We start from the raw sequence: 24,302 nt of genomic DNA on the forward strand, positions 1-24,302 counted from the left end.
GATAAATCGCGCCGCTACGGGAACGCAAACGGGCGGCACTCAGGCCGCCCGTGGGTCTTACAGAATAGATTTCGCGGTCGCAACCACATTCTCAACGGTGAAGCCGAACTCTTTGAACAGCAGTTCTGCCGGAGCCGACTCACCGAAGGTGGTCATGCCGACGATAGCGCCGTTCAGGCCGGTGTACTTGAACCAGTAATCCGCGATACCCGCTTCGATTGCCACACGCGCAGCCACGGCTTTCGGCAGCACGGATTCGCGGTAGGCCGCATCCTGCTTGTCGAACGCATCGGTAGACGGCATGGACACCACGCGTACTTTGCGGCCTTCGGTGGTCAGCTGGTCGTAAGCGGCTACCGCCAGTTCCACTTCTGAACCGGTGGCGATCAGGATCAGTTCCGGCTGACCGGCACAGTCCTTCAGCACATAACCACCGCGCGCCACGTTCGCCAGCTGCTCAGCGGTACGATCCTGCTGCGCCAGGTTCTGACGGGAGAAAATCAGTGCGCTCGGGCCATCCTGACGCTCGATAGCGTATTTCCACGCCACCGCAGATTCCACCTGGTCACACGGACGCCACAGGCTCATGTTCGGGGTGGTGCGCAGGCTCGCCATCTGCTCAACCGGCTGATGCGTCGGACCGTCTTCGCCCAGACCGATGGAGTCGTGGGTGTAGACCATCACCTGACGGATCTTCATCAGCGCCGCCATACGTGCCGCGTTACGCGCATATTCCACAAACATCAGGAAGGTGGCGGTGTACGGCAGGAAGCCACCGTGCAGCGCGATACCGTTGGCGATAGCGGTCATACCGAATTCGCGCACGCCGTAATGGATGTAGTTACCGGCCGGGTCTTCGTTGATCGGCTTAGAGCCGGACCACATGGTCAGGTTGCTCGGAGCCAGGTCAGCTGAACCGCCGAGGTATTCCGGCAGGATTTTACCGAAGGCTTCGATGGCATTCTGCGACGCTTTACGGCTGGCGATTTTCGCCGGATTCGCCTGCAGCTGTTCGATAAATTTCTGTGACTCTTCTGCCCAGTTCGCCGGCAGTTCGTTGTTCATACGACGTTTGAATTCAGCCGCCAGCTCCGGGTGAGCAGCCGCGTAAGCTGCGAATTTCGCATCCCATGCCGCTTCTTTCGCCTGACCGGCTTCTTTCGCATCCCACTGCGCGTAAATTTCTGACGGGATTTCAAACGGTGCGTAGTCCCAGCCCAGCTGTTTGCGGGTCAGCGCCACTTCCGCGTCGCCCAGCGGTGCGCCGTGGGAATCGTGGGTACCGGCTTTGTTCGGAGAACCGAAACCGATAATGGTTTTGCACATCAGCAGAGAAGGCTTGTCGCTGACCGCTTTGGCTTCTTCCACCGCTTTTTTGATGGCGTCAGCGTCGTGACCGTCCACGCCGCGCACCACGTGCCAGCCGTAGGCTTCAAAGCGTTTTGCGGTGTCGTCGGTGAACCAGCCATCCACGTGACCGTCGATAGAGATGCCGTTGTCATCGTAGAAAGCAACCAGTTTGCCGAGTTTCAGCGTACCGGCGATGGAGCAGACCTCGTGCGAGATACCTTCCATCATGCAGCCGTCGCCCATAAACACGTAAGTGTTGTGATCGACGATGTCGTGGCCCGGACGGTTGAACTGCGCTGCCAGGGTGCGTTCAGCGATAGCGAAGCCGACGGCATTGGCGATGCCCTGGCCCAGCGGGCCGGTGGTGGTTTCAACACCGACGGTGTAGCCGTATTCCGGGTGACCTGGAGTTTTGGAATGCAGCTGACGGAAGTTCTGCAGCTCGCTCATCGGCAGATCGTAACCGGTAAGATGCAGCAGGCTGTAAATCAGCATTGAGCCGTGGCCGTTAGACAGTACAAAGCGGTCGCGTGCGGCCCACTGCGGGTTCGTCGGGTTATGGTTCAGAAAATCACGCCACAGAACTTCGGCGATATCTGCCATACCCATCGGGGCACCCGGGTGTCCCGATTTGGCTTTCTGTACTGCATCCATACTTAACGCGCGAATGGCGTTGGCAAGCTCTTTACGAGAGGGCATTTTCTACTCCAGGTCGGATTAATACTTCGCCACTCCTAACTTATTGTAATTAATCAGCTATCAGGCGAAGCAAGGGAAAAGTTGCACATCAATGTACATGAAAATCGGGGCAAAAGTACATGCTACGGGGTGCTAAATTAGGTGGCCTGCGGTTGCAATTTAGCTGCCGTCTGCTAGCCCGCAGAGATAATCGCAGCGAGGGAATGTGACAGGTGGTTGTTTTGACGTAAATAAAAGGTGAAGACAAATGCGAATTGTAGCGACACGATTTATCGTGCCGCTACGGGGTATATCACCGCTTAAACAGCTGATCCACCATCGAACCTAAATCCAGCTGGTTGTCATGCAAACTCTGCTCATCCAGCTGTCCCTGCGGTGACATCTTATCGATCAGTTGCGGCAACAGCAGCGCCAGTGTCCCGGAGGCGCCCGGCACATCAGTACCGAGCTTATCCGCCAGCGACTGCAAATCTGCCTGACCAAACGCTGACTGCATATCGCCACTGTCTACCGGCTGATTAGTGCCGGTGCCAATCCACGAACCCAGTACATCGCCCAGCCCGCCCTGCTGGAATTTATGCAGCAGCACTTCAACGCCACCCTGCTCCTGCACCCAGTGCCAGATAGCCTGCAACTGACCCAACTGATTGCCCGGCCCAGGGCTACCTTCCAACGATCCGACTAAATCATCCAGTAAGCCCATCATGACCTCCGAAGATTAATTGACCGTCAGTAAGTTTAGCCCTTATTGGCCGCCTGCACGTGAAGCATGTCCAGCGCCAGCGTTGCTGCGGCCAGCGAGGTCAGATCGGCGTGATCGTAACCCGGAGCCACTTCCACCAGATCCATCCCGACAATATTCATGCCCTGCAAACCACGAATCAGCTTGGTGGCTTTATCGGTAGTCAGGCCGCCAATCACTGGCGTACCGGTGCCCGGTGCGTGGGCCGGATCGAGGCAGTCGATATCAAAAGTCAGATACACCGGCAGATCACCTACCGTGCGTTTTACTTCCGCCAGGATGTCATCCACGCTGCGGTCGTTCACCTGCGCCGCGTCCAGCACGTTAAAACCGAGGCTCTTATCAAACTCGGTACGGATACCGATCTGCACCGAATGGTTCGGATCGATCAGCCCTTCTTTCGGCGCGGTGAAAAACATGGTGCCGTGGTCAAAGGTCGGGCCGTTGGAGTAGGTATCGGTGTGCGCATCGAAATGGACCAGCGCCATTTTGCCGAAGTGCTTCGCATGGGCGCGCAGCAGCGGCAGCGTGACATAGTGGTCACCGCCGAAGGTCAGCATGCGCTTGCCATTCGCCAGCAACTTTTCGGCGTGCGCCTGCAATTTGTCAGACAGATCCTGCGAATCGCCGAAGGCATATACCAGGTCGCCACAATCCACCACCTTGAGACGCTGGCGCAGATCAAAATCCCACGGCCAGCGGCAGCCTTCCCACGCAAGGTTGGTGGAGATCTGACGGATCGCACCCGGCCCTAAACGGCTGCCCGGACGGCCCGATGTCGCCGCATCGAAAGGTACGCCGGTGATCACCCATTCGGCATCGCTGTCGTAGGGCTGGAAGTTAACCGGAAAACGCATGAAACCAAAGGCGTTCGAAACCAGGGAGTTATCGTATTGATTACCCAAGGTGTTATACATAAATCGTCCTCTTTAGATCCTGAATCAGCGTATTAAGTTATAGGTGAAATATGACCAAAAAAAATCCCTTCCGCGTCGTTAAACCCGACGAGGAAGGGATTTGATGGCGCTGATTATCGCGAAGATTGGCTCCGCCTGCAATTAACGTTCGCGCAAGGCTTCTTTGGCGCGGTTAAACGGTTTAATCAGATAATCCATCACCGTCTTCTCGCCGGTTTTAATATCCACCGTCGCCACCATACCAGGGCTGATCGAGAAACGTTTACCGGCCTTGTTCTGCACAAAATCATGGTCGGTGCGAATATAGACGCGGTAGTAATAAATCTCCGGTTTTACCTCATCCTGGATGGTATCCGGCGAGATGCTCTCCACCACGCCATCAAGGCCGCCATAAATGGAATAGTCATAGGCGGAGATCTTCACCAGCGCTTTCTGATCCGGGTGAATAAATGCGATATCGCGCGGGGAAAGGCGCGCTTCAATCAGCAGATGATCGTCCATCGGCACGATATTCATCAACTCGCCATTCGGCGGGATAACGCCGCCTACCGTGGTGACCTTGATATCTTTCACCACGCCGCGCATCGGTGCACGAATCGTCAGGCGACTCACGGTATCTTCGCGCCCTCTGACCGTCTGCAACAGGCTATCGGCTTCCGCCGTAGCTTTCGCCAGATCCTCACGCGCCTGCACATAATATTGTGAGCGCACATCCGTCATCTTCAGTTCAAGGTCCGACTTATCACGCTGCAAACGCAGCACCTCGACGCTACTGGCAGCACCAGTTTTCGCCAGACGCTGGGTAATCGCCAGTTCACGGTTCGCCAGATTGAGCGATTGCTGGATCTGTGAGGTTGAATCCCTTAACTGCGCACGACGGGTGTTGTACAGCCGGGTTTCGGAGGCGATCAGATCAGGAAATTTATTCAGCGCGGCGGGAAACGTCAGCGGCAGGTCGTTAACCTCGGCATTGAGGCGCGCACTGGCCGCCAGCGCGGCACGGTAACGGGCCGCACTCTCCCCTACGCTGGATTCCGAGCGAATCGGATCCAGTTTCGCCACGATCTGTCCGGCCTCAACATGGCTGCCCTCGTGCACAAAAATATCATCGAGGATGCCCCCTTCCAGCGATTGCAGCACCTGATCATGAGAACTGGGGATCACTTTGCCGGTGCCGGTAGAGACTTCATCCAGCACGCCAAACCAGGCCCAGACGCAGGTGGCAAGCAATAAAAAAAAGCTGATGATAATCAGACGCACCGCGCCCGAATAGTGGGTTTCCGATTGCAGATCGCCCGCCAGGTCGTCAGAGCTGTCGCCTTCCGCCGCCACCAGCCGCAGTTTTGCCGGTAAGTGTTTCATGAGTTGGCCTCCGGGCGAGGATTCGACGCGCGCGGTGGCGGTAACGCATGCTCTTTCGGGCTGTCCATCACCAGTTGTCCTTCTTTTAATACCAGGATGCGATCCACCAGCGCCAGAATGGCCGCCCGGTGGGTAGCGACGATCAGGGTGCGGCCATTCAGCCACTGCCCGAGCCGCTCGATAAACTCTTTTTCGGTGTGATCATCCAGCGATGCGGTAGGTTCATCCAGCAGCACGATATTGGGATCGCGCAGCAGCATGCGCGCCAGCAGTACCGACTGGCGCTGCCCGCCCGACAGCCCGACACCGCCTTCCATCACCGGATGATCAAGGCCAAGTGGCAAACGATGGATAAAATCAGCCCCGCCACTCACCACCAGCGCGGCAAAGATGGCGTCATCGGTGGCGTGTGCCGCGCCCATCGTCAGGTTTTCCCGCAATGTGCCGTGGAACAGACGCGCGTTTTGCGTCATCAGCCCCACGTTGCGCCGCACATCCGCCAGATCGATATGCGGCAGGCTGAGGTTATCCAGCAGCAACTCCCCGCCGATCAGCTCTACGCCGCCAATCATCGCCTGTAACATGGTCGATTTACCGGCCCCGTTACGCCCCAGAACCGCAATGCGTTCGCCCTGTTTGATCGTCAGGCGGTTGATGCGCAGCGCCACGGTCAGGGTGTCGCTGTAATAACGGAACATCGCATCGTTAAATTGATAGTTGCCAAACAGCACCGGACAATGAATGCGGGTTTCGTCGGTGCTGTTCTCCACCGGCAACGCCATCAGGCCATCGAGGCTGGTTTTCGCCGCTTTGACCTGTTGCCAGCGTGCCAGCACGCCGCACAGCGTCGCCATTGGCGCGATCATGCGTGATGACAACAACGAGGCCGCCACGATGGCACCGGTGGTGATATCGCCGTTGATCACCATCGGCGCACCAATCACAATCACCGTGGCATAAACCATGCCCTGAATGGTGACGCCCCAACTCATCAGCGCATGCATCGCTTTACGCGTCTCCACGCCCGACTGCGCGGTGATGCGAATATAGCTGTTCCACTGTTGCAGAAAGCGGTCTTCCGCCTGCATCAGCTTGATATCCTCCAGCCCCTGCACGCTCTCCACCAGCACCGCATTGCGCAAGGTCGATTCCTTCAGCGCCTGCTGCGCCAGCTTCGCCAGTTTTTTCTGCATAAACACACCTGGCAGCACCATCAGAATCACCGCCACCGGCGCGACCCACGCCAGCTGCGGTGCGATGATCGCCATCACCAGTAAAAACAGCAGGAAAAACGGCATATCGACAATCGCGGTCACGGTGGTAGAGGTGACCATCTCGCGGATTGCCTCCAGCTCGCGCAGCTGCGAGATAAAGGTACCGGTGGAACGCGGCACCGCGCTGTTGCGCAGGCGCAGCGCATGACCAAATACCCGGTCGGAGACGCGCATATCCGCCCGCTTGCCGAGCAGATCGGTGACATGATCGCGCCCGACGCGCAGGATATAGGTGAAGATCACCGAGATAATTACCCCGATATACAGCACATACAGCGTGGGATAGGATTGCGCCGGGATCACCCGGTCGTAGACCTGCATCGAGAAGATGATCCCCACCAGCGCCAGCAGGTTGATCAGAAACGATCCCAGCATCACATAACCGTAAGGACGCAGATCTTTCAGTACCAGACGGCGTAGCCAGTCCGGCTTCATGGCTTCGAGGTAGCGATCAACCCGACTGTCTTTCGCCGGTGCCAGCGGGCGCAGCGCGGCGGCAAAACAGATATCCGGCAGCAGCGCCAGCAGCGAAACCGGCGTCGGCTGCTCATCACCGGCAAAGTGCACACGCACTTCGTCTTCGCCATCGAAAGCGGTGATTACCCCCACCTGGCCATCCACCAGCTCAACAGCCAGCGGCAAACGCCAGTGAGTCAGCTGCCATTTGTCGTCCTCGTAAAGCTGTAACGATAAACCGGCCTGACGCGCCAGATGGCGTAACGCCTTATCGCGCGTCTGTTTGCCCTGCCATTCACTGGAGGCAAGGATCATGCCCGGCGAACAGGGTAAGCGATAATGTGTGGCGATCAGGATAATCGCCGTAGCCCATCCGTGTAAGGGAACGCCTCCTTCAGCCTGATCGGGTTTTCCGCCAGGGGCGTCGGGGATTTGCAGTTGCGTCATGGCTGGATCTCCACGGACTGGATCCGCTGATTATTCAAAGCAAACGCCGACCGCATATGCCCGGTGCTATAGAGGCAATCGAGCTGCAGCGAGCGTAACTGGCTGATGGTTTGCTGAAGCGTGAAACGGGTCTGGTACACCTCCTGCTCGGCGTTCAACACATCCAGCAGAGGACGGGTGCCCAGTTGCAGATATTGGTCCTGGTAGAGTTGCTGAGTTTTCTCAGTCAGCTGTTGTTGTCGTCCCAGAATGTTGAGACTGAGGGCAAGGCTTTGTGACTCATTTTGCGATTCACTCAGCTGCTGCCGCGCCTTTAAACGCGCCGAATTGACCGCTGCATTGGCTGAACTGAGTGCATTGGCGGCCGCATCACGACTGGCGGTCATCCCACCGCCCTGATAAATCGGCATCTCCACTTTGACCCACGCGGAATACTGGGTGCGATCCAGCGTTTCGCTGCTGGCATAGTGGTCGTTGAGATAATGGGTAACTTCCGGTTCGAGTGAGATGGTCGGCAGCATTTGCGCGTTAGCGTTATCCAGCTTGGCCTGCGCCTGATTGGCCGCCGCCCAGGCGGCGAGCACCGCCGGAATCAGCCGGTCTTCCGCCTGGGATGACTGGCAGGATCGCATCAGCTTTGCCGGAAAATCATCACTGACGTTATTCACCGTGGGCCAGCCGAGATAGGTTGCCAGCGTAGCGCGCCAGCGATCCAGATTGGCCTGATATTGCGTCAGGGTGGTACGCGCCCCTTCGATGCGCGCATCGGTTTGCGTGGCATCGGAGAGGGACGCCGCCCCTTCGTCGTTACGCTGGCGGGCCAAATCACCAATTTTACTCAGCGCTGCCAGCTGTTGTCGGGCAATCACCACCAGCTGCTGATAGCCCTGCACTTCAATCAATGCCGCCGCCGTGTCATGCGCCACGGTGTCGATGCTGACCAGTACGTTGGCCTGCTCCTGCGCCACGCCCGCTTCGGCGGATCGCACTGAGCTGCTGACCTTGCCAAAGTCATACAACATTTGTGATATCGAGAGGACAAACGAGGGGCTGTAGCCCTTTTCCGTGTAGCTATTGGAGTAGCCGTTGTTCATCCCGGCGCTGATTTGTGGATAGTATTTGGCTTTCGCCACATCAACCTGATCGGCCTGCTCCAGCAGCTTTCCCACCGCTTCGGCAATATCCGGGTGCCAGTGTACCGCCCGCTGCACCGCCTGATTGAGCGTCAGGGTATCAGGGACGTGGTTGAGTGCGGGTTCCGCCACTTCACCGGCTAATGAGGGCAAATCCTGCGGTTGCGACAGACCCTGAGTGGTAATGCGACCGGCCCTGGTCAGGGCAGTATCAGCCGCGTTTGCTTGTGAATGAGAGAGAAAGGCAATGCCAGCACAGAAAACGCTGAGCTTCCAGGAACGGCGAGATAGTGCGCTTGATTGCATCAGGTCCATCGATAGTCCACCCGTGATTGATAGAAACAGGCACATCCTTGTGCCCCGGTTCATCCCTGCCTGCCCCACAGCGCTTACGCCGTGTGGGTTTGATGCGGTTGTTGCAGCAACTCCTCCAGTGATGCGTTAGTGCCTTCCAGCGTCACCAGTTGGGTACTGCTGTACGCCGTACCGGTGCCATCACGGTCAATCGAGAGCACAGTGCTGCCGTCAGCGGTATGATCCACTTTCACAAAATCATTAATGTTACTTGTGTCGTCATTCCAGCCGATCAGCAGGTTACTGACGTCGATCTTGTCGCCATTTGTGACCGAGAAATCAGTCCAGGTATCGTGCCCGTTGCCGCCGGTGGCATCGGCGCTGTTCAGCAGGTGGTAAACCAGCGTGTCTGTTCCGGCACCCGAGGTGATGGTGTCGTCATAGGCGCTGCTGGTCAGCGAATCTGCCGCCGCCGTGCCGGTGATGGTGGGATGCAACTCAATGGTGAACGAGTTGCTGATCAGGGTGCCGTCCGTTGACGCCAGGGTGTAGCTGAACACTTCCTTATGCGTAATGCTCTGCGCGTTAATCTCAGCACTCAGCGCATAGGTGTAGCTACCATCGGCAGCAATGCTCAGGCTGCCATAGTCCCCCGCCACTATCGTGTTGCCACTGCTTTGCACCGTGGTGCTATCACCGTGTTCATTGGTGATCGTCAGCGTACCGGTGTGGCTGGTACTGCTGTCGGCCCAGATGCTGCCACTGACCGAATGGTCGCTGTCAGTGGTGGTGGTCGCCTCCGCGAACAGGCTGTTGACTGACAGCAACGACGCCGTCGTTGTGCCATGTACCAAATCAATCGTCAGTGTCGCGGTGGTCACCACCCCCTGGGCATCCGTCACCGAATAGCTGAAGGTGTCGGCGACTGGTAACGTACCCGCATCCAGACCAGCCTTCAGCGTATAGGTATAGTTACCGTGAGAGTCGATGGTTAGCGTGCCTGGCGGCTGTAGCGCGGTGGTCCCACCTGACCCCATGCCGAACTCAGAAGTGAAACGCCGTAGCGCCGATGGTAGTGTGGGGTCTCCCCATGCGAGAGTAGGGAACTGCCATGCATCAATCAAGTGAAGAAGCCCTGAACGAAAGTTCAGGGCTTTTTTACGTCCACAGATCAGCATCTGAGCAGTGAAAAACACGAAAACATCCTAGCTAGCTAGGTGCTATCACCGTGTTCATTGGTGATCGTCAGCGTACCGGTGTGGCTGGTACTGCTGTCGGCCCAGATGCTGCCACTGACCGAATGGTCGCTGTCAGTGGTGGTGGTCGCCTCCGCGAACAGGCTGTTGACTGACAGCAACGACGCCGTCGTTGTGCCATGTACCAAATCAATCGTCAGTGTCGCGGTGGTCACCACCCCCTGGGCATCCGTCACCGAATAGCTGAAGGTGTCGGCGACTGGTAACGTACCCGCATCCAGACCAGCCTTCAGCGTATAGGTATAGTTACCGTGAGAGTCGATGGTTAGCGTGCCGTAGGCGGTACTGAACGAGGTACTGGTTCCCACCGTATGACCCGAGACCGATGTGACTGCCGTGCCCGTCGGCACCGTACCTGCCACTGAACTGGTGTCGTTAGTCAGCAGGTTGCCGGTGACAGTAGCCGCAACAGTCGCTGCGATGGTGGTGATATCCGACACCGTGGTAACACTGGTGGAGGGCAGCACACTGATCCCACTACTGGCCCCCAATACCACCGCGTAATTCCCAGTCCCAAGATTGCTATAGGTAATGTTGGAGCCTGTTTGCGTCAGCAACGACAGAAGCGTTGTGGAGATATAGTTAGTCGTGGTGGAAATAACCTTCCAGGTCCCATCTGTCTGCTGCTGGTAAAGATACAGCGAGTAGCTACCTATCAGTGATATCAGGCTGGTCTCAGACGCGTGCAACGTCACGGTTCGCGTATCACCTGTGCCTACGTTAAACATGTAAGCATTAGAGCTGCTCAACACACCGACACCAAGCACGCTACCCAGGTTGACACTCAACAACGCTGTACCCGTATTTGTGGTACCCGTGGTGTTGGTGATCGTTCCTGAAGTGGTGCTGTAATCCAGTTCGTTGAGGTCATTAACGGCGACGATTTTGATGGCACCCAGTACCGTGGAGGTCGGTGAGGTATTACCCGCCGCATCAGTCAGGGAAACGGATAGTGTCGCCCCGGTGGTTTGCGCGGTCGTCAGCGTGACCGAGAAGCTGCCGGTGACGCCAACGGTGCCAGTACCGATGGTGTTACCTCCGGCATCTTTCACCGTCACCGTGGTACCCGCTTCACCGGTACCGGTCAGGGTGGTCCCCGCCGTGTTAACTGCCAGCGCGGTGGCGGCGGTCGGTGCCACGGTATCCACATTCACCGTTGACGAGGTGATACCGCTGACGTTGCCTGCGGCATCGGTTACCGTCACGCTTAACGGATGTGAGCCGTTGGCGAGTACCGCCGTGGTGAAGCTCCATGTCCCACCCGCCCCAACGGTGACTGATCCGAGGATCGTCGCACCATCGTAAATGGTGACGCGACTGCCTACCTCTGCTGTACCCGTCAACACCGGGGTGGTGTCTCGGGTATAGCCGCCACTTGGCACCGTGACGTTTGGCGTCACCGAGTCATTGGTAACGGTCAGCGTCGAGTTGGTCGGTGCGACACTGTCTACGGTCAGCGTGACCGACGCATTTGGGCTGACGTTGCCCGCCGCATCGGTGGCGGTGACGTTCAGGGTATGGGTGCCTTCAGTCAGGGTGCTGGTGGTGAAGCTCCACGCCCCGCTACTGGCCGCCGTGGTGGTGCCGAGTAACGTCGCCCCATCGTAGATGGAGATTTTCGCCCCGGCTTCCGCCGTACCACTGAGCAGCGGCGTGTTGTCGTTGGTGGTGCCATTGTTGGGAATGGCCACCGCCGAACCGCCGTTGTTGTTGCTGGCTGCCAGGCCGGTTACCGCCGCTGGCGCTACGGTATCGATGATTACGCTGGCGGAGGTGGTGCCACTGACGTTACCCGCCAAATCCGTCACCGTGACGCTCAGCGGATGGGTACCGTTGCTCAGCGTGGCGGTGGTAAAGCTCCAGGTGCCGCTTCCCCCTACGGTTAACGTACCCAGCACTGTGCTGCCATCCAGAATGGTGACTTTGCTGCCGATTTCTGCCGTACCGCTCAGCGTAGGTGTCGTGTCGTTGGTTGAGCCGCCACTTGGTACCGTCACATTTGGCGTGACGTTATCAGCGGTGATGGTCAACGTAGACGCCGTCGGCGCGACGGTATCGACAATCACCGTCGCTGCCGTAGCCGGGCTGACGTTACCCGCCGCATCTTTCACCGTGACGCTCAGCGGATGAGTACCATTACTCAGCGCGCTGGTGGTGAAACTCCATGCGCCGCCCGCGCCTGCCGTCACGGAACCCAGCACCGTAGAACCATCCGAGATGGTCACCACCGCACCCGCTTCCGCCGTACCGCTCAGGGTTGGCGTGTTGTCATTGGTGTAGCCGCCGCTCGGTATCGTCACGTTTGGCGTAACGTTATCAGCGGTGACCGTCAGCGTGGAAGCGGTTGGTACACCGGTGTCTACCGTCAGCGTGACCGACGCATTCGGGCTGACGTTGCCCGCCGCATCAGTGGCGGTGACGTTCAGGGTATGGGTGCCGTCAGCCAGGGTGCTGGTGGTAAAGCTCCACGCGCCGTTGCTGCCCGCCGTCACCGTACCCAGCAAGGCCGCACCATCGTAAATGGAGACTTTGCTCGCCCGCTTCCGCCGTGCCGTTCGAGGGCCGGGGTGTTGTCATTGGTGCTGCCGTTATTGGCGATCGCCACCGGCGTGCTGCCGTTGTTGTTGCTGGCCGCCAGGCCGGTCACCGCCGTCGGTGCCACCGTATCAATGATCACGCTGGCCGAGGTGGTGCCGCTGACGTTACCCGCCAGATCCGTCACCGTGACGCTCAGCGGATGGGTACCATCGAGCGAGGGTGGCGGTGGTGAAGCTCCAGGTCGCCGCCCGCACCGACCGTCACCGTACCCAGCACCGTGCTGCCATCCGAGATGGTGACTTTGCTGCCGACTTCCGCCGTGCCGCTCAGCACTGGCGTGCTGTCGTTGGTGGAGCCACCACTCGGCACCACCACACCCGCGGCATCGTTGGTAATCACCAGCGTTGAGGCCGTCGGTGCCACGGTATCGACAATCACCGTCGCTGCTGTGGCCGGGCTGACGTTACCCGCCGCATCTTTCACCGTCACGCTCAGCGGATGAGTACCATTACTCAGCGCGCTGGTGGTGAAACTCCACTAGCTAGCTAGCTGCCGTCACGGAACCCAGCACCGTAGAACCATCAGAGATGGTCACCACCGCACCCGCTTCCGCCGTACCGCTCAGGGTTGGCGTGTTGTCGTTGGTGTAGCCGCCGCTCGGTATAGTCACGTTTGGCGTAACGTTATCGGCGGTGACCGTCAGCGTGGAAGCGGTTGGTACACCGGTGTCTACCGTCAGCGTGACCGACGCATTCGGGCTGACGTTGCCCGCCGCATCGGTGGCGGTGACGTTCAGGGTATGCGCACCATCAGCCAGCGTCGGGGTGGTGAAACTCCATGCCCCGTTGCTGCCTGCGGTCACGGTACCCAGCACCGTAGCGCCATCCGAGATGGTGATTTTGCTGCCTGCTTCCGCCGTGCCGTTCAGGGCCGGGGTGTTGTCGTTGGTGGTGCCGTTGTTGGCAATCGCCACCGGCGTGCTGCCATTGTTGTTGCTGGCCGCGAGGCCGGTCACCGCCGTCGGTGCTACCGTATCAATAATCACGCTGGCAGAGGTGGTGCCGCTGACGTTACCCGCCAGATCCGTCACCGTGACGCTCAGCGGATGGGTACCATCGAGCAGAGTAGCCGTGGTGAAGCTCCAGGTGCCGCCCGCGCCGACCGTCACCGTACCCAGCACCGTGCTGCCATCCGAGATGGTGACTTTGCTGCCGACCTCCGCCGTGCCGCTCAGCACTGGTGTGCTGTCGTTGGTGGTCCCACCGCTCGGCACCACCACACCCGCCGCATCGTTGGTAATCACCAGGGTAGAGGCCGCCGGTGCCACGGTATCGACAATCACCGTCGCTGACGTGGCCGGGCTGACGTTACCCGCAGCATCTTTCACCGTGACGCTCAGCGGATGGCTGCCGTTACTCAGTGCGCTGGTGGTAAAGCTCCATGCGCCGCCCGCGCCTGCCGTCACGGAACCCAGCACCGTGCTGCCATCGGTGATGGTCACCACTGCGCCCGCTTCCGCCGTACCGCTCAGGGTTGGCGTGTTGTCGTTAGTGGAGCCCCCGCTCGGCACCGTCACGTTTGGCGTAACGTTATCGGCGGTGATTGTCAGCGTTGAAGCCGTCGGCACGCCGGTGTCTACCGTCAGCGTCACCGACGCATTCGGGCTGACGTTGCCTGCTGTATCGGTGGCGGTGACGTTCAGGGTATGGGTGCCATCAGCCAGCGTGGAGGTGGTGAAACTCCACGCGCCGTTGCTGCCTGCGGTCACCGTACCCAACACGGTAGTACCATCCGAGATGGTGATTTTGCTGCCTGCCTCCGCTGTACCATTCAACAACGGTGTGTTGTCGTTGGTGGTACCGTTATTGGCAATCGGTATCGCCGTGCTGCCGTTGTTGTTGCTGGCTGCCAGGGTCACCGCGCCCGGTGCCACGGTATCAATCACCACCGTTGCGGTGCTGGATGCCACACTGACGTTACCTGCCGCATCGGTCGCCTTGACGCTCAGCGCATGGCTGCCCTCGGCAAGGGTGGCGGTAGTGAAACTCCAGATGCCGCCCGCACTCGTCGTAGCAGAACCTAACACCGTGGTGCCATCGTAGATAGTGACCACGCTGTTCGCTTCCGCCGTACCACTCAGGGTTGGCGTGCTGTCGTTGGTGGAACCGCCATTCGGCACTACCGTGCTGGTGACATCGTTGGTCACCACCAGCGTTGCGGCAGCCGGTGCGTGCGTATCCACGGTGAACGTCACCGCTGCGGAGTTGCCGCTGGCATTCCCCGCGGCATCCGTCGCCGTTACGCTCAGAGTATGCGAACCGTTGCTCAGGGTCGGGGTGTTGTAGCTCCAGATACCCGAAGCATTCGCGGTGGTGGAACCCACCACGTTGGTGCCATCGTAAATGGTGATCACCGCATTGGCTTCTGCGGTGCCGGTGAGCAGCGGCGTGCTGTCGTTGGTGGAACTGCCGTCCGCAATCGCCACTGGCGTTCCGCTGCTGTCGTTGCTAACCACCAAATCAGCCACGGTAGCCGGTGCAGCGGTATCGACGGTGATATTGATGGTAGCGGAGGTCGCACCAGGGTTACCGAGGCCATCCACCGTGGTGATGAACAACGCATGCGCACCATCAGCCAGCACCGGTGAAGGTGTGAAGGTCCACTGCCCGCTGGCATCCACCAGCACTGAACCCAGAACCGTCGCCCCATCGTGGATGGTGATGACATCGTCCTCTGCCGCCACACCGCTCAGAACCGGCGTATTGTCTTTGGTATCAGCGCCATTGGACAATTGAACCAGGGTACTGCCGCTATCATCGGTAATCTCCAGCGTACTGGTGGCTGGTGGCTGTCCGGCGCTGATGACGAGATCAAACGCTGGCGATGAGGGCGCACTGACGTTCCCTGCCGCATCCGTTACGGTGACGGTGAAGCTATGGTTGCCATTACTCAGGGCCGCTGGCGTGAAGCTCCAGGCCCCTGCCGCTGCCGTAACGGTGCCCAGCAACGTAGTGCCATCGTAGATGGAAATCACATCACCGGTCGCCGCGCTACCGCTCAGCGTCGGGGTGTTGTCATCCGTGGTGTCGCCACTGGCCAGCTCGCCGGTCTGCGCCCCGGCATCATCCGTCACCACCAGATCGTTGACAGCATCCGGCGCGACAGTATCGATGGTCACGGTGTAGTCGGCAGACAATGCACTGGTGTTACCCGCCGCATCGGTCACTGAGACCGTGTAAGTATAAGGGCCGTCAGTCAGCGCGGAGGTTTCAAAGCGCCAGGTGCCGTTATCCGCCACCGTCGTGGTACCGATTAAGGTGCCATCCTGGAAGATATTGATGGTATCCCCGGCCGCTGCATTACCACGCAGTACCGGCGTGTCATCGTCGGTCGAGCCATTATTCGCCACCAGCACCGGCGTGGTGCCAGCGTTGTCATAGATGGCGAAGTTGCTGACCGGATCAGGCACCACGTTGTTGACCGTGACGGTGACGGAAGCGGTCGAACTGACGTTGCCGGCCTCGTCGGTGACGGTGACATTTAACGTATGGGTGGCATTCGACAAGGTCGAGGTGGTGTAGTTCCAGTTGCCGGAACCGTCTGCCGCCACCGATCCCAGCAGCGTCGTACCATCATAGACCGTGACGATGCTGTTCGCTTCCGCCGTACCACTCAGCTCAGGGGTGTTGTCGTTGGTACTGCCGCCATCGGCGATGGTGACCGCAGGCGTGCTGTTGTTGTTTTGCAGCAACAAATCGCCCACCGGTTCCGGCGCGGTCGCATCTACCGCCACCGTAATGGTGGTGGAAGCGGTACTGACGTTACCGAGCGTATCGGTGACCGTGGCACTCAGGGTATGGGTGCCGTCCGTGAGCATCGGTGAGCTAAAGCTCCAGTTACCAGAGCCGTCGGCGGCAACCGAACCAATCACCGCCGTGCCATCATAGATGGTGATGATGCTGCTGGCTTCTGCCGTACCGGTCAGCAACGGCGTGTTGTCGTTGGTGGTAGCACCATCCGCCAACGGAACCGGCGTGGTGCCGTTGTCATCGCTGACCACCAGGCTGGTGGGATCAGGCTGGGCGGTATCCACCGTAAAGGTGATCGGCGTCGATGCCGCGCTGGTGTTGCCCGCCGCATCGGTGACGGTGACGCTCAGGCTGTGGGAAGCATCGCTCAGCGTCGGGGTGTTAAAACTCCACTGCCCGTTGCTGTCCACCAGCACAGTACCCAGCACCGCCGTACCATCCAGAATGGTCACAGTGCTGCCCGCCTCTGCCGTACCGGCCAGCAGTGGCGTGCTATCACCGGTGGTGCTGCCGTCGGCAATGGCGGTTGGCGTGGTGCTGTTATCGTTACTGAGCGTAATGCCCGTCGCCGCATCTGGCGCGGTGGCATCCACCACCAGGCTGATGGTGGTCGGAACACTGGCATTTCCGGCAGCATCGGTTGCCGTCACGCTCAGGGTATGGGAACCATCTGCCAGCGCGGTGGTCGTGAAGCTCCAGGTACCGGCGTCCCCGACGGTAACCGAACCCAATACCCCATTCTCATCAGAGATAACGATGATGCTGCCCGCGTCTGCCGACCCACTCAGCACTGGCGTGCTGTCGTTGGTCAGCCCGCCATTCGGGATGTCCACCGGATCGGTGCCTGCATCATTGGTCAGCACCAGATTCGCTGCCGCAGACGGTGCCACGGTATCCACGGTCAGCGCGATTGGTGTAGTCGGATCGCTGACGTTACCCGCCACATCCGCAACCGTGACGCTCAGGCTATGCGCGCCATCGTTCAGTATTGGTGTGGTGAAGCTCCAGTTACCATCAGCATCGGTGATGGCGGTGCCCAGCACGTTGCTGCCATCCGACACGGTCACGATACTGTTCGCTTCCGCCGTGCCGCTCAGCACTGGCGTGTTGTCGTTAGTGGAACCGCCTGCCGCGATGGTTGTACCGCTTTGGTCATTGGTCAGCAGCAGATTATCCGCTGCCGCAGGTGCTTCACTGTCAACGGTGAAATCGACCGTTGCCGAGTTGGCGCTGGTGTTACCCGCTGCATCGCTGACGGTGACACTCAGGCTGTGCGGTCCCTGGCTCAGGTCAGACGTGGTGAAGCTCCAGCTGCCATCCGCTCCGGCGGATGTGGTGCCGAGTAGCGTGGTGCCATCATAAACGCTGACAATGCTGCCCGCTTCTGCGGTACCGGTCAGTTCCGGTGTCGCATCGTTGGTGAGATTGCCATCGGTGATTGGCACCAGCGTACTGCCCTCGTTGTTGTTCACAACCAGGTCAGTCACCGGATCCGGCGCAGCAGTGTCGATGTCGAAGTTGAGCGCCGCCGAGGATGGGCCGATGTTGCCTGCCGCATCGGTCACGGTGATGCTCAGTGCGTGGCTGCCATCCGGCAATGGCGTGGTGATGAAACTCCAGTTGCCGCTGCCATCGGTCGTCACGCTGCCAATCGCATCGGTACCATCGTAAATGGTAATCAGGCTATTCGGCTCGGTAGTACCACTTAATACCGGTGAGTTGTCATTGGTGATGCCGCCATTGGCAATCGGAACTTCCGTGCTGCCATTGTTATTGTTGAGCGCAAAGTCCGCGACGTCCGGTACCGTGGTATCCACCGTCAGCGCCACCATGTTGCTCGGTGCGCTGATGTTACCGGCCGGATCGGTCTCGGTGACCATCAGATTGTGGTCGCCATCGGTCAATGTCTGAAGCGTTAAGCTCCAGTCGCCGGTAGTCGCATCCGCCTGAACCGTACCGATCAGCGCCATGTTGTCATAAATGCTGATGATACTGCCCGGCTCTGCCGTACCGCTCAGCGTTGGGGTGTTGTCATTGGTCAGACCGTTCAGCGTATCGCCAGCGTCATTGGTCGCCGTCAGATTGGTGACCGGATCCGGCGCGGTGGTATCGACAGTGACCAGGATCGGATCGGAAGCATCACCGGTATTCCCCGCCGGATCGGTCACGGTAGTGGTCAGGCTGTGATCGCCCGGATCCAACGCCGGTGAGGTAAAGCTCCAGTTGCCGTCGGTATCGACGATGGCGGTGCCCAGCACGGTAGTGCCATCGGAAACCGTCACCGTGCTGCCCGCTTCAGCGGTACCACTCAATACCGGGGTGGTATCGTTGGTGGCACCCGTGGTGATCGGTACCAGCGCTCCGCTGTTGTCGTTGCTGAGTTGCAGATTATCGGCGGCTGCCGGGGCGGTGGTATCAATGGTGACGGCGATCGGATCCGAGGCCGGACCCGCGTTACCCGCTGCATCGGTCACGGTGGCGGTCAGGCTGTGGTCGCCCTCATCCAGGGCTGGCGTGGTGAAGCTCCAGTTACCATCGCCATCCACCGCTGCCGTACCCAGCACGTTAGTGCCATCGGAAACCGTGACGGTGCTGCCCGGCTCTGCCGTACCACTCAGCACCGGCGTGGTGTCGTTAGTCGCACCACCCGCGGCAATCGGTACCGCTGTGCCGCTGGAATCATTACTGAGTTGCAGACCCGCTGCCGCCGCAGGAGGTTGGGTATCCACCGTCAACGCCAGCAGATCGGAAGCAGCGCTGGTGTTACCGGCCGGATCGGTCACGGTGGTGGTCAGGCTGTGATCGCCCTCGCTCAATTCCGGCGTAGTGAAGCTCCAGTTGCCGTCGTTATCCACGGTTGCCGTACCCAGCACCACGCTGCCGTCCAGGACAGTGACAGTGCTGCCCGCCTCGGCAGTACCACTCAACACTGGCGTGATGTCGTTAGTCGCCCCTGAAATGATCGGCACCGATGTGCCGCTGGAATCATTGCTCAGCAGCAGATCGCCTGCTGCTGCCGGGGCGGTGGTATCAATGGTGACCGCAATCGGATCCGATGCCGCACCGGTGTTACCCGCCGCATCGGTCACGGTGGCCGTCAGGCTGTGATCGCCCTCATCCAGTGCCGGGGTAGTGAAGCTCCAGTTACCATCGCCATCCACCGTTGCCGTACCCAGCACATTCGTACCATCGGAAATGGTGACGGTGCTGCCCGGTTCAGCGCTGCCACTCAACACTGGCGTGGTGTCATTGGTGGTGCCGCCTGCGGTGATCGGCACCTGGGTACCGCTTTCATCATTGCTCAGCTGTAGCCCCGTCGCCGCATCGGGTGCGGTGGTATCGACGGTGAAATCAATGGCCGTTGATGGCGGGCTGGTGTTGCCTGCCGGATCGGTCACGGTAGCCGTCAGGCTGTGCGCGCCCTCACCCAGTTCCGGCGTGGTGAAGCTCCAGTTACCGTCGTTATCAACCGCAACCGTGCCCAACACCGTACCATTATCAGAAACGGTTACCGTGCTGCCTACATCGGCGGTGCCGCTGAGTACCGGCGTGGTGTCGTTGGTCGCCCCCCCGGTGGTAATCGGTGCTGACGGCGTCGTTTCGTCATTACTGAGCAGCACATCACCCGGGACCGCCGGAGCGGTGGTATCAATAGACACGGCGACCGGATCCGAAGCGGCACTGGTGTTGCCTGCCGGATCGGTGACGGTGGCGGTCAGGCTGTGATCCCCTTCCCCCAGCGGCGTGGTGGTAAAGCTCCAGTTGCCGTCGCTGCCAACCGTTGCCGTACCCAGCACGGTGCTGCCGTCAGAGACGGTGACGGTGCTGCCCGGCTCTGCCGTGCCACTCAATACCGGCGTGGTGTCGTTAGTGACGCCACCATCCGCAATCGGCACTGGGGTGCCCGTCAAATCATTACTCAGTTGCAGCCCGGTAGCGGCATCCGGCGCGGTGGTATCCACGTTCACGGCGATCGGGCTGGAGGCTGGTCCGGTGTTACCCGCTGGATCGGTGACAGTGGTAGTCAGGCTATGGTCGCCTTCATCCAGCGGCGGGGTGGTGAAGCTCCAGTTGCCGTCGCTGTCTACCGTGGTGGTGCCCAGCACCGTGTCGCCATCTGAGACGGTGACCGTCGTGCCTGGCTCTGCCGTACCACTCAACACCGGAGTGGTATCGTTGGTGGCGCCAGAGGTGATGGGTACGGATGTACCGCTTGAATCATTGCTCAGTTGGACATTGTCAGCCGCCGCTGGCGGGGTGGTATCCACGGTGAACAAGAAGGGACTGGATGGATCGCTGGTATTACCCGCCTGGTCGGTCACCGTGGTGGTCAGGCTATGATCGCCCTCAGTCAGAGTGGGTAACGTGAAGCTCCAGTTACCATCGGTATCTGTGGTGGTGGTGCCCAGTAAAGTATCACCATCGAGGATCGAGATGATGGCGTTCGGTTCGGCACTTCCGCTCAGTACCGGGGTGTTATCATTGGTGGCGCTGCCCGGTTCGATCGGAACCAGCGTACCACTTTCGTCATTGCTGAGCTGCAACCCACCTGTGGCACCCGTTGCCACCGTATCAATGGTGATATTGATGATGTCGGAAGTGGTCACATTGCCATTGATATCGGTGATGCTGGCCTGGAACGCATGGGCACCATCAGCCAGTGCGGTTGGCGTGAACACCCATTGACCATTAGCGTCTGCGGTTACGCTGCCTAACAGCGTGGTGCCGTCATACAGGGTGATGAGGTTATTCGCGCCTGCCAGACCGCTCAGCACCGGTGTGCTGTCGTGGGTAAAGTCACCGTCACTCAGCTGTACCAGCGTGTTGCCCGTGTCATCCGTTACCTGCAACGTACTGGTGGCAGGCGGCAGATCGGCATTGATGGTCACGTTGAACGGGGTAGTCGCCGGGCTGACATTTCCTGCCGCATCGGTCACGGTGGCCGTCAGGCTGTGGCTGCCGTTGGTCAGCGCCTCTGGCGTGAAGCTCCAGCTGCCGTCACTGCCCGCCGTTACGGTACCCAGCAGGGTATCGCCATCATAAACGCTGACAATGCTATTCGCCTCGGCCTGACCACTCAGGGTTGGCGTGTTGTCATCACTGAAGCCACCAGAAACCAGCGCTCCCTGGCTGTCGCCAACGTTATCCGTCACCACCAGACCACTGACGGCGGCAGGTGGCGTGGTATCCACGCTAAAGGCGATCGGTGCGGAAGCCGGGCTGGTATTGCCCGCCGCATCGGTCACGGTGGTGGTCAGGCTGTGGTTGCCATCGCTCAATTGAGGCGTGGTGTAACTCCAGCTGCCATCCGGGTTGACCGTTACGGTACCCAGTACCGTGTTGCCATCGGAAATGGTCACAGTGGTACCGGGTTCCGCCGTGCCGCTCAGCAGCGGTGAACTGTCATTGGTTGGGCTGCCCGCCGTAATCGGCACGACAGTGCTGCCGTCGTTGTTGCTGAGCTGCAAGTCAGCCGCTGCCGCCGGAGCCTGAGTATCAATGGTGATATTGATGGTGGCAGAATCGGTAAGATTACTGTTGCTATCGGTGATAGTGGCGTGGAAGGCGTGTGTACCATCAGCCAGGGTGTCCGGCGTAAAACTCCACTGTCCGTTACTGCCTGCCACGACGCTGCCAAGCAACGTATCGCCGTCATACAGCGTGATCAGATTGTTGGCACCTGCCAGGCCGCTCAGTACGGGCGTGCTGTCCTTAGTACTGGCACCATCGGCCAATGAAATCAGGGTATTGCCGCTATCGTCGGTCACCTGCAACGAGGTCGTGGCTGGGGGTAAGTCTGCCGCGATCACCGCATCAAACGCAGGGGTCGCTGCACTGACATTACCGGCAGTATCCGTCACCGTCACCGTCAGACTGTGGCTACCATTGGTCAGGGCTGGGGTGGTAAAGCTCCAGTTACCGTTGACATCGGTGGTCGTATTGCCCAACAGCGTGGTGCCGTCATAAATGCTGATCAGGCTGTTCGGTTCCGCCTGGCCGCTCAGAGTTGGCGTGTTGTCATCAGTGGAAACACCCGAACTAATCGGCCCCTGGCTATCACCCACGTTATCCGTTAGCGTCAGTCCGCTGGCCGCCGCCGGAGGTGTCGTATCGACGGTGAAGTTGATGGGATCGGACGCCGGGCTGGTATTGCCTGCCGGATCGGTGACCGTGGTGGTCAGGCTGTGCTGGCCCTCACCCAGGGTTGGGGTAGTGAAACTCCAGTTACCGTCACTGCCAACCACCGTCGTACCCAGTACCGTGGTGCCATCCGAAATGGTGACGGTACTGCCTGGTTCAGCGGTACCGGTCAGCACCGGAGTGGTATCGTTGGTTGAACTGCCCGCAGGCACCGGAATTACCGTGCTGCCATCGTTGTTGCTGAGATTCAAATCACCGGCTGCTTCCGGTGCCACCGTATCAATGGTGATATGGATGATGTTGGAGTCAGTCTGATTACCGAGAGTATCGGTGATAGTGGCGTGGAAGGTATGCGTGCCATCAGCCAGGGCGGTCGGGGTAAACACCCACTGACCGTCACTGCCCGCCACGACGCTGCCTAACAACGTATCACCGTCATACAGGGTGATGACGGCATTCGCCGTCGCCAGACCACTCAGCACTGGCGTGGTATCACGGGTACTGGAGCCATCGAGCAATTGCACCAGGGTGTTGCCGCTATCATCCGTCACCTGCAATGAGGTGGTGGCTGGCGGGAAGCCCGCAGCAATAGTCACATCAAACGCTGGCGTTGCCGGGCTGACGTTACCCGCAGCATCCGTTACAGTCACTGTCAGGCTGTGGTTACCGTTACTCAGTGCCGGGGTAGTGAAACTCCAGCTGCCGTTAGCCCCTGCCACGACACTGCCCAGCAGCGTTGTGCCATCGTAGACTTTGACAATGCTATTGGCTTCCGCCTGACCGCTCAGGGTCGGCGTGTTGTCATCGGTTGTTGCGCCAGCGGTCAATGGTCCCTGGCTACCGCCGACGTCATCGGTCACCACCACAGCACTTGCTGCCACCGGTGCCACGGTATCGACGGTGAAGTCAATCGGATCCGACGCCGCGCTGGTGTTACCTGCGGGGTCAGTCACGGTGGTGGTCAGGCTGTGTGAACCATCCGCCAGCGTGGGCGTAGTGTAGCTCCAGGTGCCGTCAGCGCCGACCGTCACGGTGCCCAACAGGGTGCTGCCGTCATAAATGCTGACCGTGCTGCCCGCTTCCGCAGTACCGGTTAAGGTTGGCGTGGTGTCATCGGTGCTCGATCCGCTGGTAATCGCCCCCTGAATGGAGCCTGCGGTATCTGTCAGAACCAGGTTAGTGGCAACACCTGGGGCTGTGGTATCACCACCGCCACCGCCGTTGTTACCGCCACCACCGTTATTCCCCCCACCGCCATTGTCACCGCCGCCGCCGTTATCGCCGCCGCCAGCATTGCTGCCACCGCCGCCACCGCCGCTGCTGGAACCGGCAAACATCGCGGCAATACCCGCCAGAGCAGCACCACCCAGACCAAAGGCAGCAATGGCGCCATCATGTGTGGTGTTTTCCGCCAGCAGCCCCTCGGTGCTGTCGATATTCAAATACTGGAAGCCAGACTCCCCTGGATGCTCAACCCACCACAATGCCCCATTGTGGTCTTCCAACACCAAATCGCTCTCGCCATTTGGGCCATAAAAATTATGAATAACAAGAACATCACCCGATTTTGTGGTGACAATAAGATCATTACCGTTGCGTGTGTAGGATTTAATATCTGACTTTTCAAGTTTGAGCTGAACCACACTCGGAGAGGTCAACGTGATATTGTTGCCATTCAGCACCGAAGAGAGGGTGCCTCCTTTAGGCGTGACTGAGATATTATTCATTTCTCTATATTCCACCGAAGGTTATCAGAATCCATAAAAACGCCCGAAATCCGCAGATTCCGGTCTCACCAGTGAATACGCTTTTGGTTATTCACTTCTCTCTTTGACGACCTCAATCATGCTGATGATGAAATCGTACTGAGCCTTGTTAAGCCGC

At 59.4% G+C, this 24,302-nt stretch carries 11 protein-coding genes, 1 rRNA gene and 1 pseudogene; 1 reads left to right on the top strand and 12 read right to left on the bottom strand.

The annotated features are described in order from the left end of the window. Nucleotides 1-57: 57 nt before the first annotated feature. The 8 genes and pseudogenes from tkt to HA50_RS32145 form a co-directional block, all read right to left on the bottom strand. Complete coding sequence (tkt, locus tag HA50_RS16115; RefSeq protein WP_084876578.1) at nucleotides 58-2,049, bottom strand: transketolase; 1,992 nt, start codon at nucleotides 2,047-2,049, stop codon at nucleotides 58-60. Between the two features lie 292 nt (nucleotides 2,050-2,341). Further along, nucleotides 2,342-2,755 (bottom strand): YidB family protein, encoded by a 414-nt coding sequence (locus HA50_RS16120; protein WP_244193589.1) that lies wholly within the window; start codon nucleotides 2,753-2,755, stop codon nucleotides 2,342-2,344. A gap of 32 nt (nucleotides 2,756-2,787) precedes the next feature. Then, a complete protein-coding gene (speB, locus tag HA50_RS16125; RefSeq protein ID WP_084876580.1) occupies nucleotides 2,788-3,708 on the bottom strand; it encodes an agmatinase in 921 nt (306 codons plus the stop codon). A gap of 141 nt (nucleotides 3,709-3,849) precedes the next feature. Next, nucleotides 3,850-5,070, bottom strand: a complete 1,221-nt coding sequence (locus HA50_RS16130) for an HlyD family type I secretion periplasmic adaptor subunit (protein WP_084876581.1) — start codon at nucleotides 5,068-5,070, stop codon at nucleotides 3,850-3,852. Then, complete coding sequence (locus HA50_RS16135) at nucleotides 5,067-7,247, bottom strand: type I secretion system permease/ATPase (RefSeq protein ID WP_084876582.1); 2,181 nt, start codon at nucleotides 7,245-7,247, stop codon at nucleotides 5,067-5,069. Before HA50_RS16135 ends, HA50_RS16130 begins: the two co-directional genes overlap by 4 nt. Then, nucleotides 7,244-8,695 carry a TolC family outer membrane protein gene (locus HA50_RS16140; protein WP_084876583.1) on the bottom strand — a complete coding sequence of 484 codons (1,452 nt, stop codon included), beginning with the start codon at nucleotides 8,693-8,695 and terminating at the stop codon, nucleotides 7,244-7,246. Before HA50_RS16140 ends, HA50_RS16135 begins: the two co-directional genes overlap by 4 nt. Nucleotides 8,696-8,769: 74 nt before the next feature. Beyond that, the gene (locus HA50_RS31410) at nucleotides 8,770-9,558 is read right to left on the bottom strand and encodes a type I secretion C-terminal target domain-containing protein (protein WP_420872885.1); all 789 of its coding nucleotides are present in this window, start codon (nucleotides 9,556-9,558) and stop codon (nucleotides 8,770-8,772) included. Beyond that, nucleotides 9,544-9,672, bottom strand: a pseudogene (locus tag HA50_RS32145) (Ig-like domain-containing protein); the annotation flags it as partial. The pseudogene HA50_RS32145 and the gene HA50_RS31410, both read right to left, overlap by 15 nt. Before the next feature lies 1 nt (nucleotide 9,673). Here HA50_RS32145 and rrf point away from each other — a divergent pair. Next, nucleotides 9,674-9,789: ribosomal RNA gene (rrf, locus tag HA50_RS16150) — 5S ribosomal RNA — on the top strand. A 98-nt stretch (nucleotides 9,790-9,887) separates the two neighbouring features. Here rrf and HA50_RS31725 read toward each other — a convergent pair. From HA50_RS31725 to HA50_RS16155, 4 genes are read right to left on the bottom strand one after another with little or no spacing between them, the layout of a single operon-like run. Further along, nucleotides 9,888-12,434: an Ig-like domain-containing protein gene (locus HA50_RS31725; protein WP_158087411.1), complete on the bottom strand. Its 2,547-nt coding sequence runs from the start codon at nucleotides 12,432-12,434 to the stop codon at nucleotides 9,888-9,890. Beyond that, nucleotides 12,419-12,652 carry a hypothetical protein gene (locus HA50_RS31730; protein WP_139810943.1) on the bottom strand — a complete coding sequence of 78 codons (234 nt, stop codon included), beginning with the start codon at nucleotides 12,650-12,652 and terminating at the stop codon, nucleotides 12,419-12,421. Before HA50_RS31730 ends, HA50_RS31725 begins: the two co-directional genes overlap by 16 nt. A gap of 8 nt (nucleotides 12,653-12,660) precedes the next feature. Then, nucleotides 12,661-12,951 (bottom strand): hypothetical protein, encoded by a 291-nt coding sequence (locus HA50_RS31735; protein WP_139810944.1) that lies wholly within the window; start codon nucleotides 12,949-12,951, stop codon nucleotides 12,661-12,663. A 58-nt stretch (nucleotides 12,952-13,009) separates the two neighbouring features. Continuing rightward, nucleotides 13,010-24,145 carry an Ig-like domain-containing protein gene (locus tag HA50_RS16155; RefSeq protein WP_139810945.1) on the bottom strand — a complete coding sequence of 3,712 codons (11,136 nt, stop codon included), beginning with the start codon at nucleotides 24,143-24,145 and terminating at the stop codon, nucleotides 13,010-13,012. Nucleotides 24,146-24,302: the final 157 nt, after the last annotated feature.

Origin of the sequence: Pantoea cypripedii (assembly GCF_002095535.1) — a bacterium.
Taxonomy (GTDB): domain Bacteria; phylum Pseudomonadota; class Gammaproteobacteria; order Enterobacterales; family Enterobacteriaceae; genus Pantoea; species Pantoea cypripedii.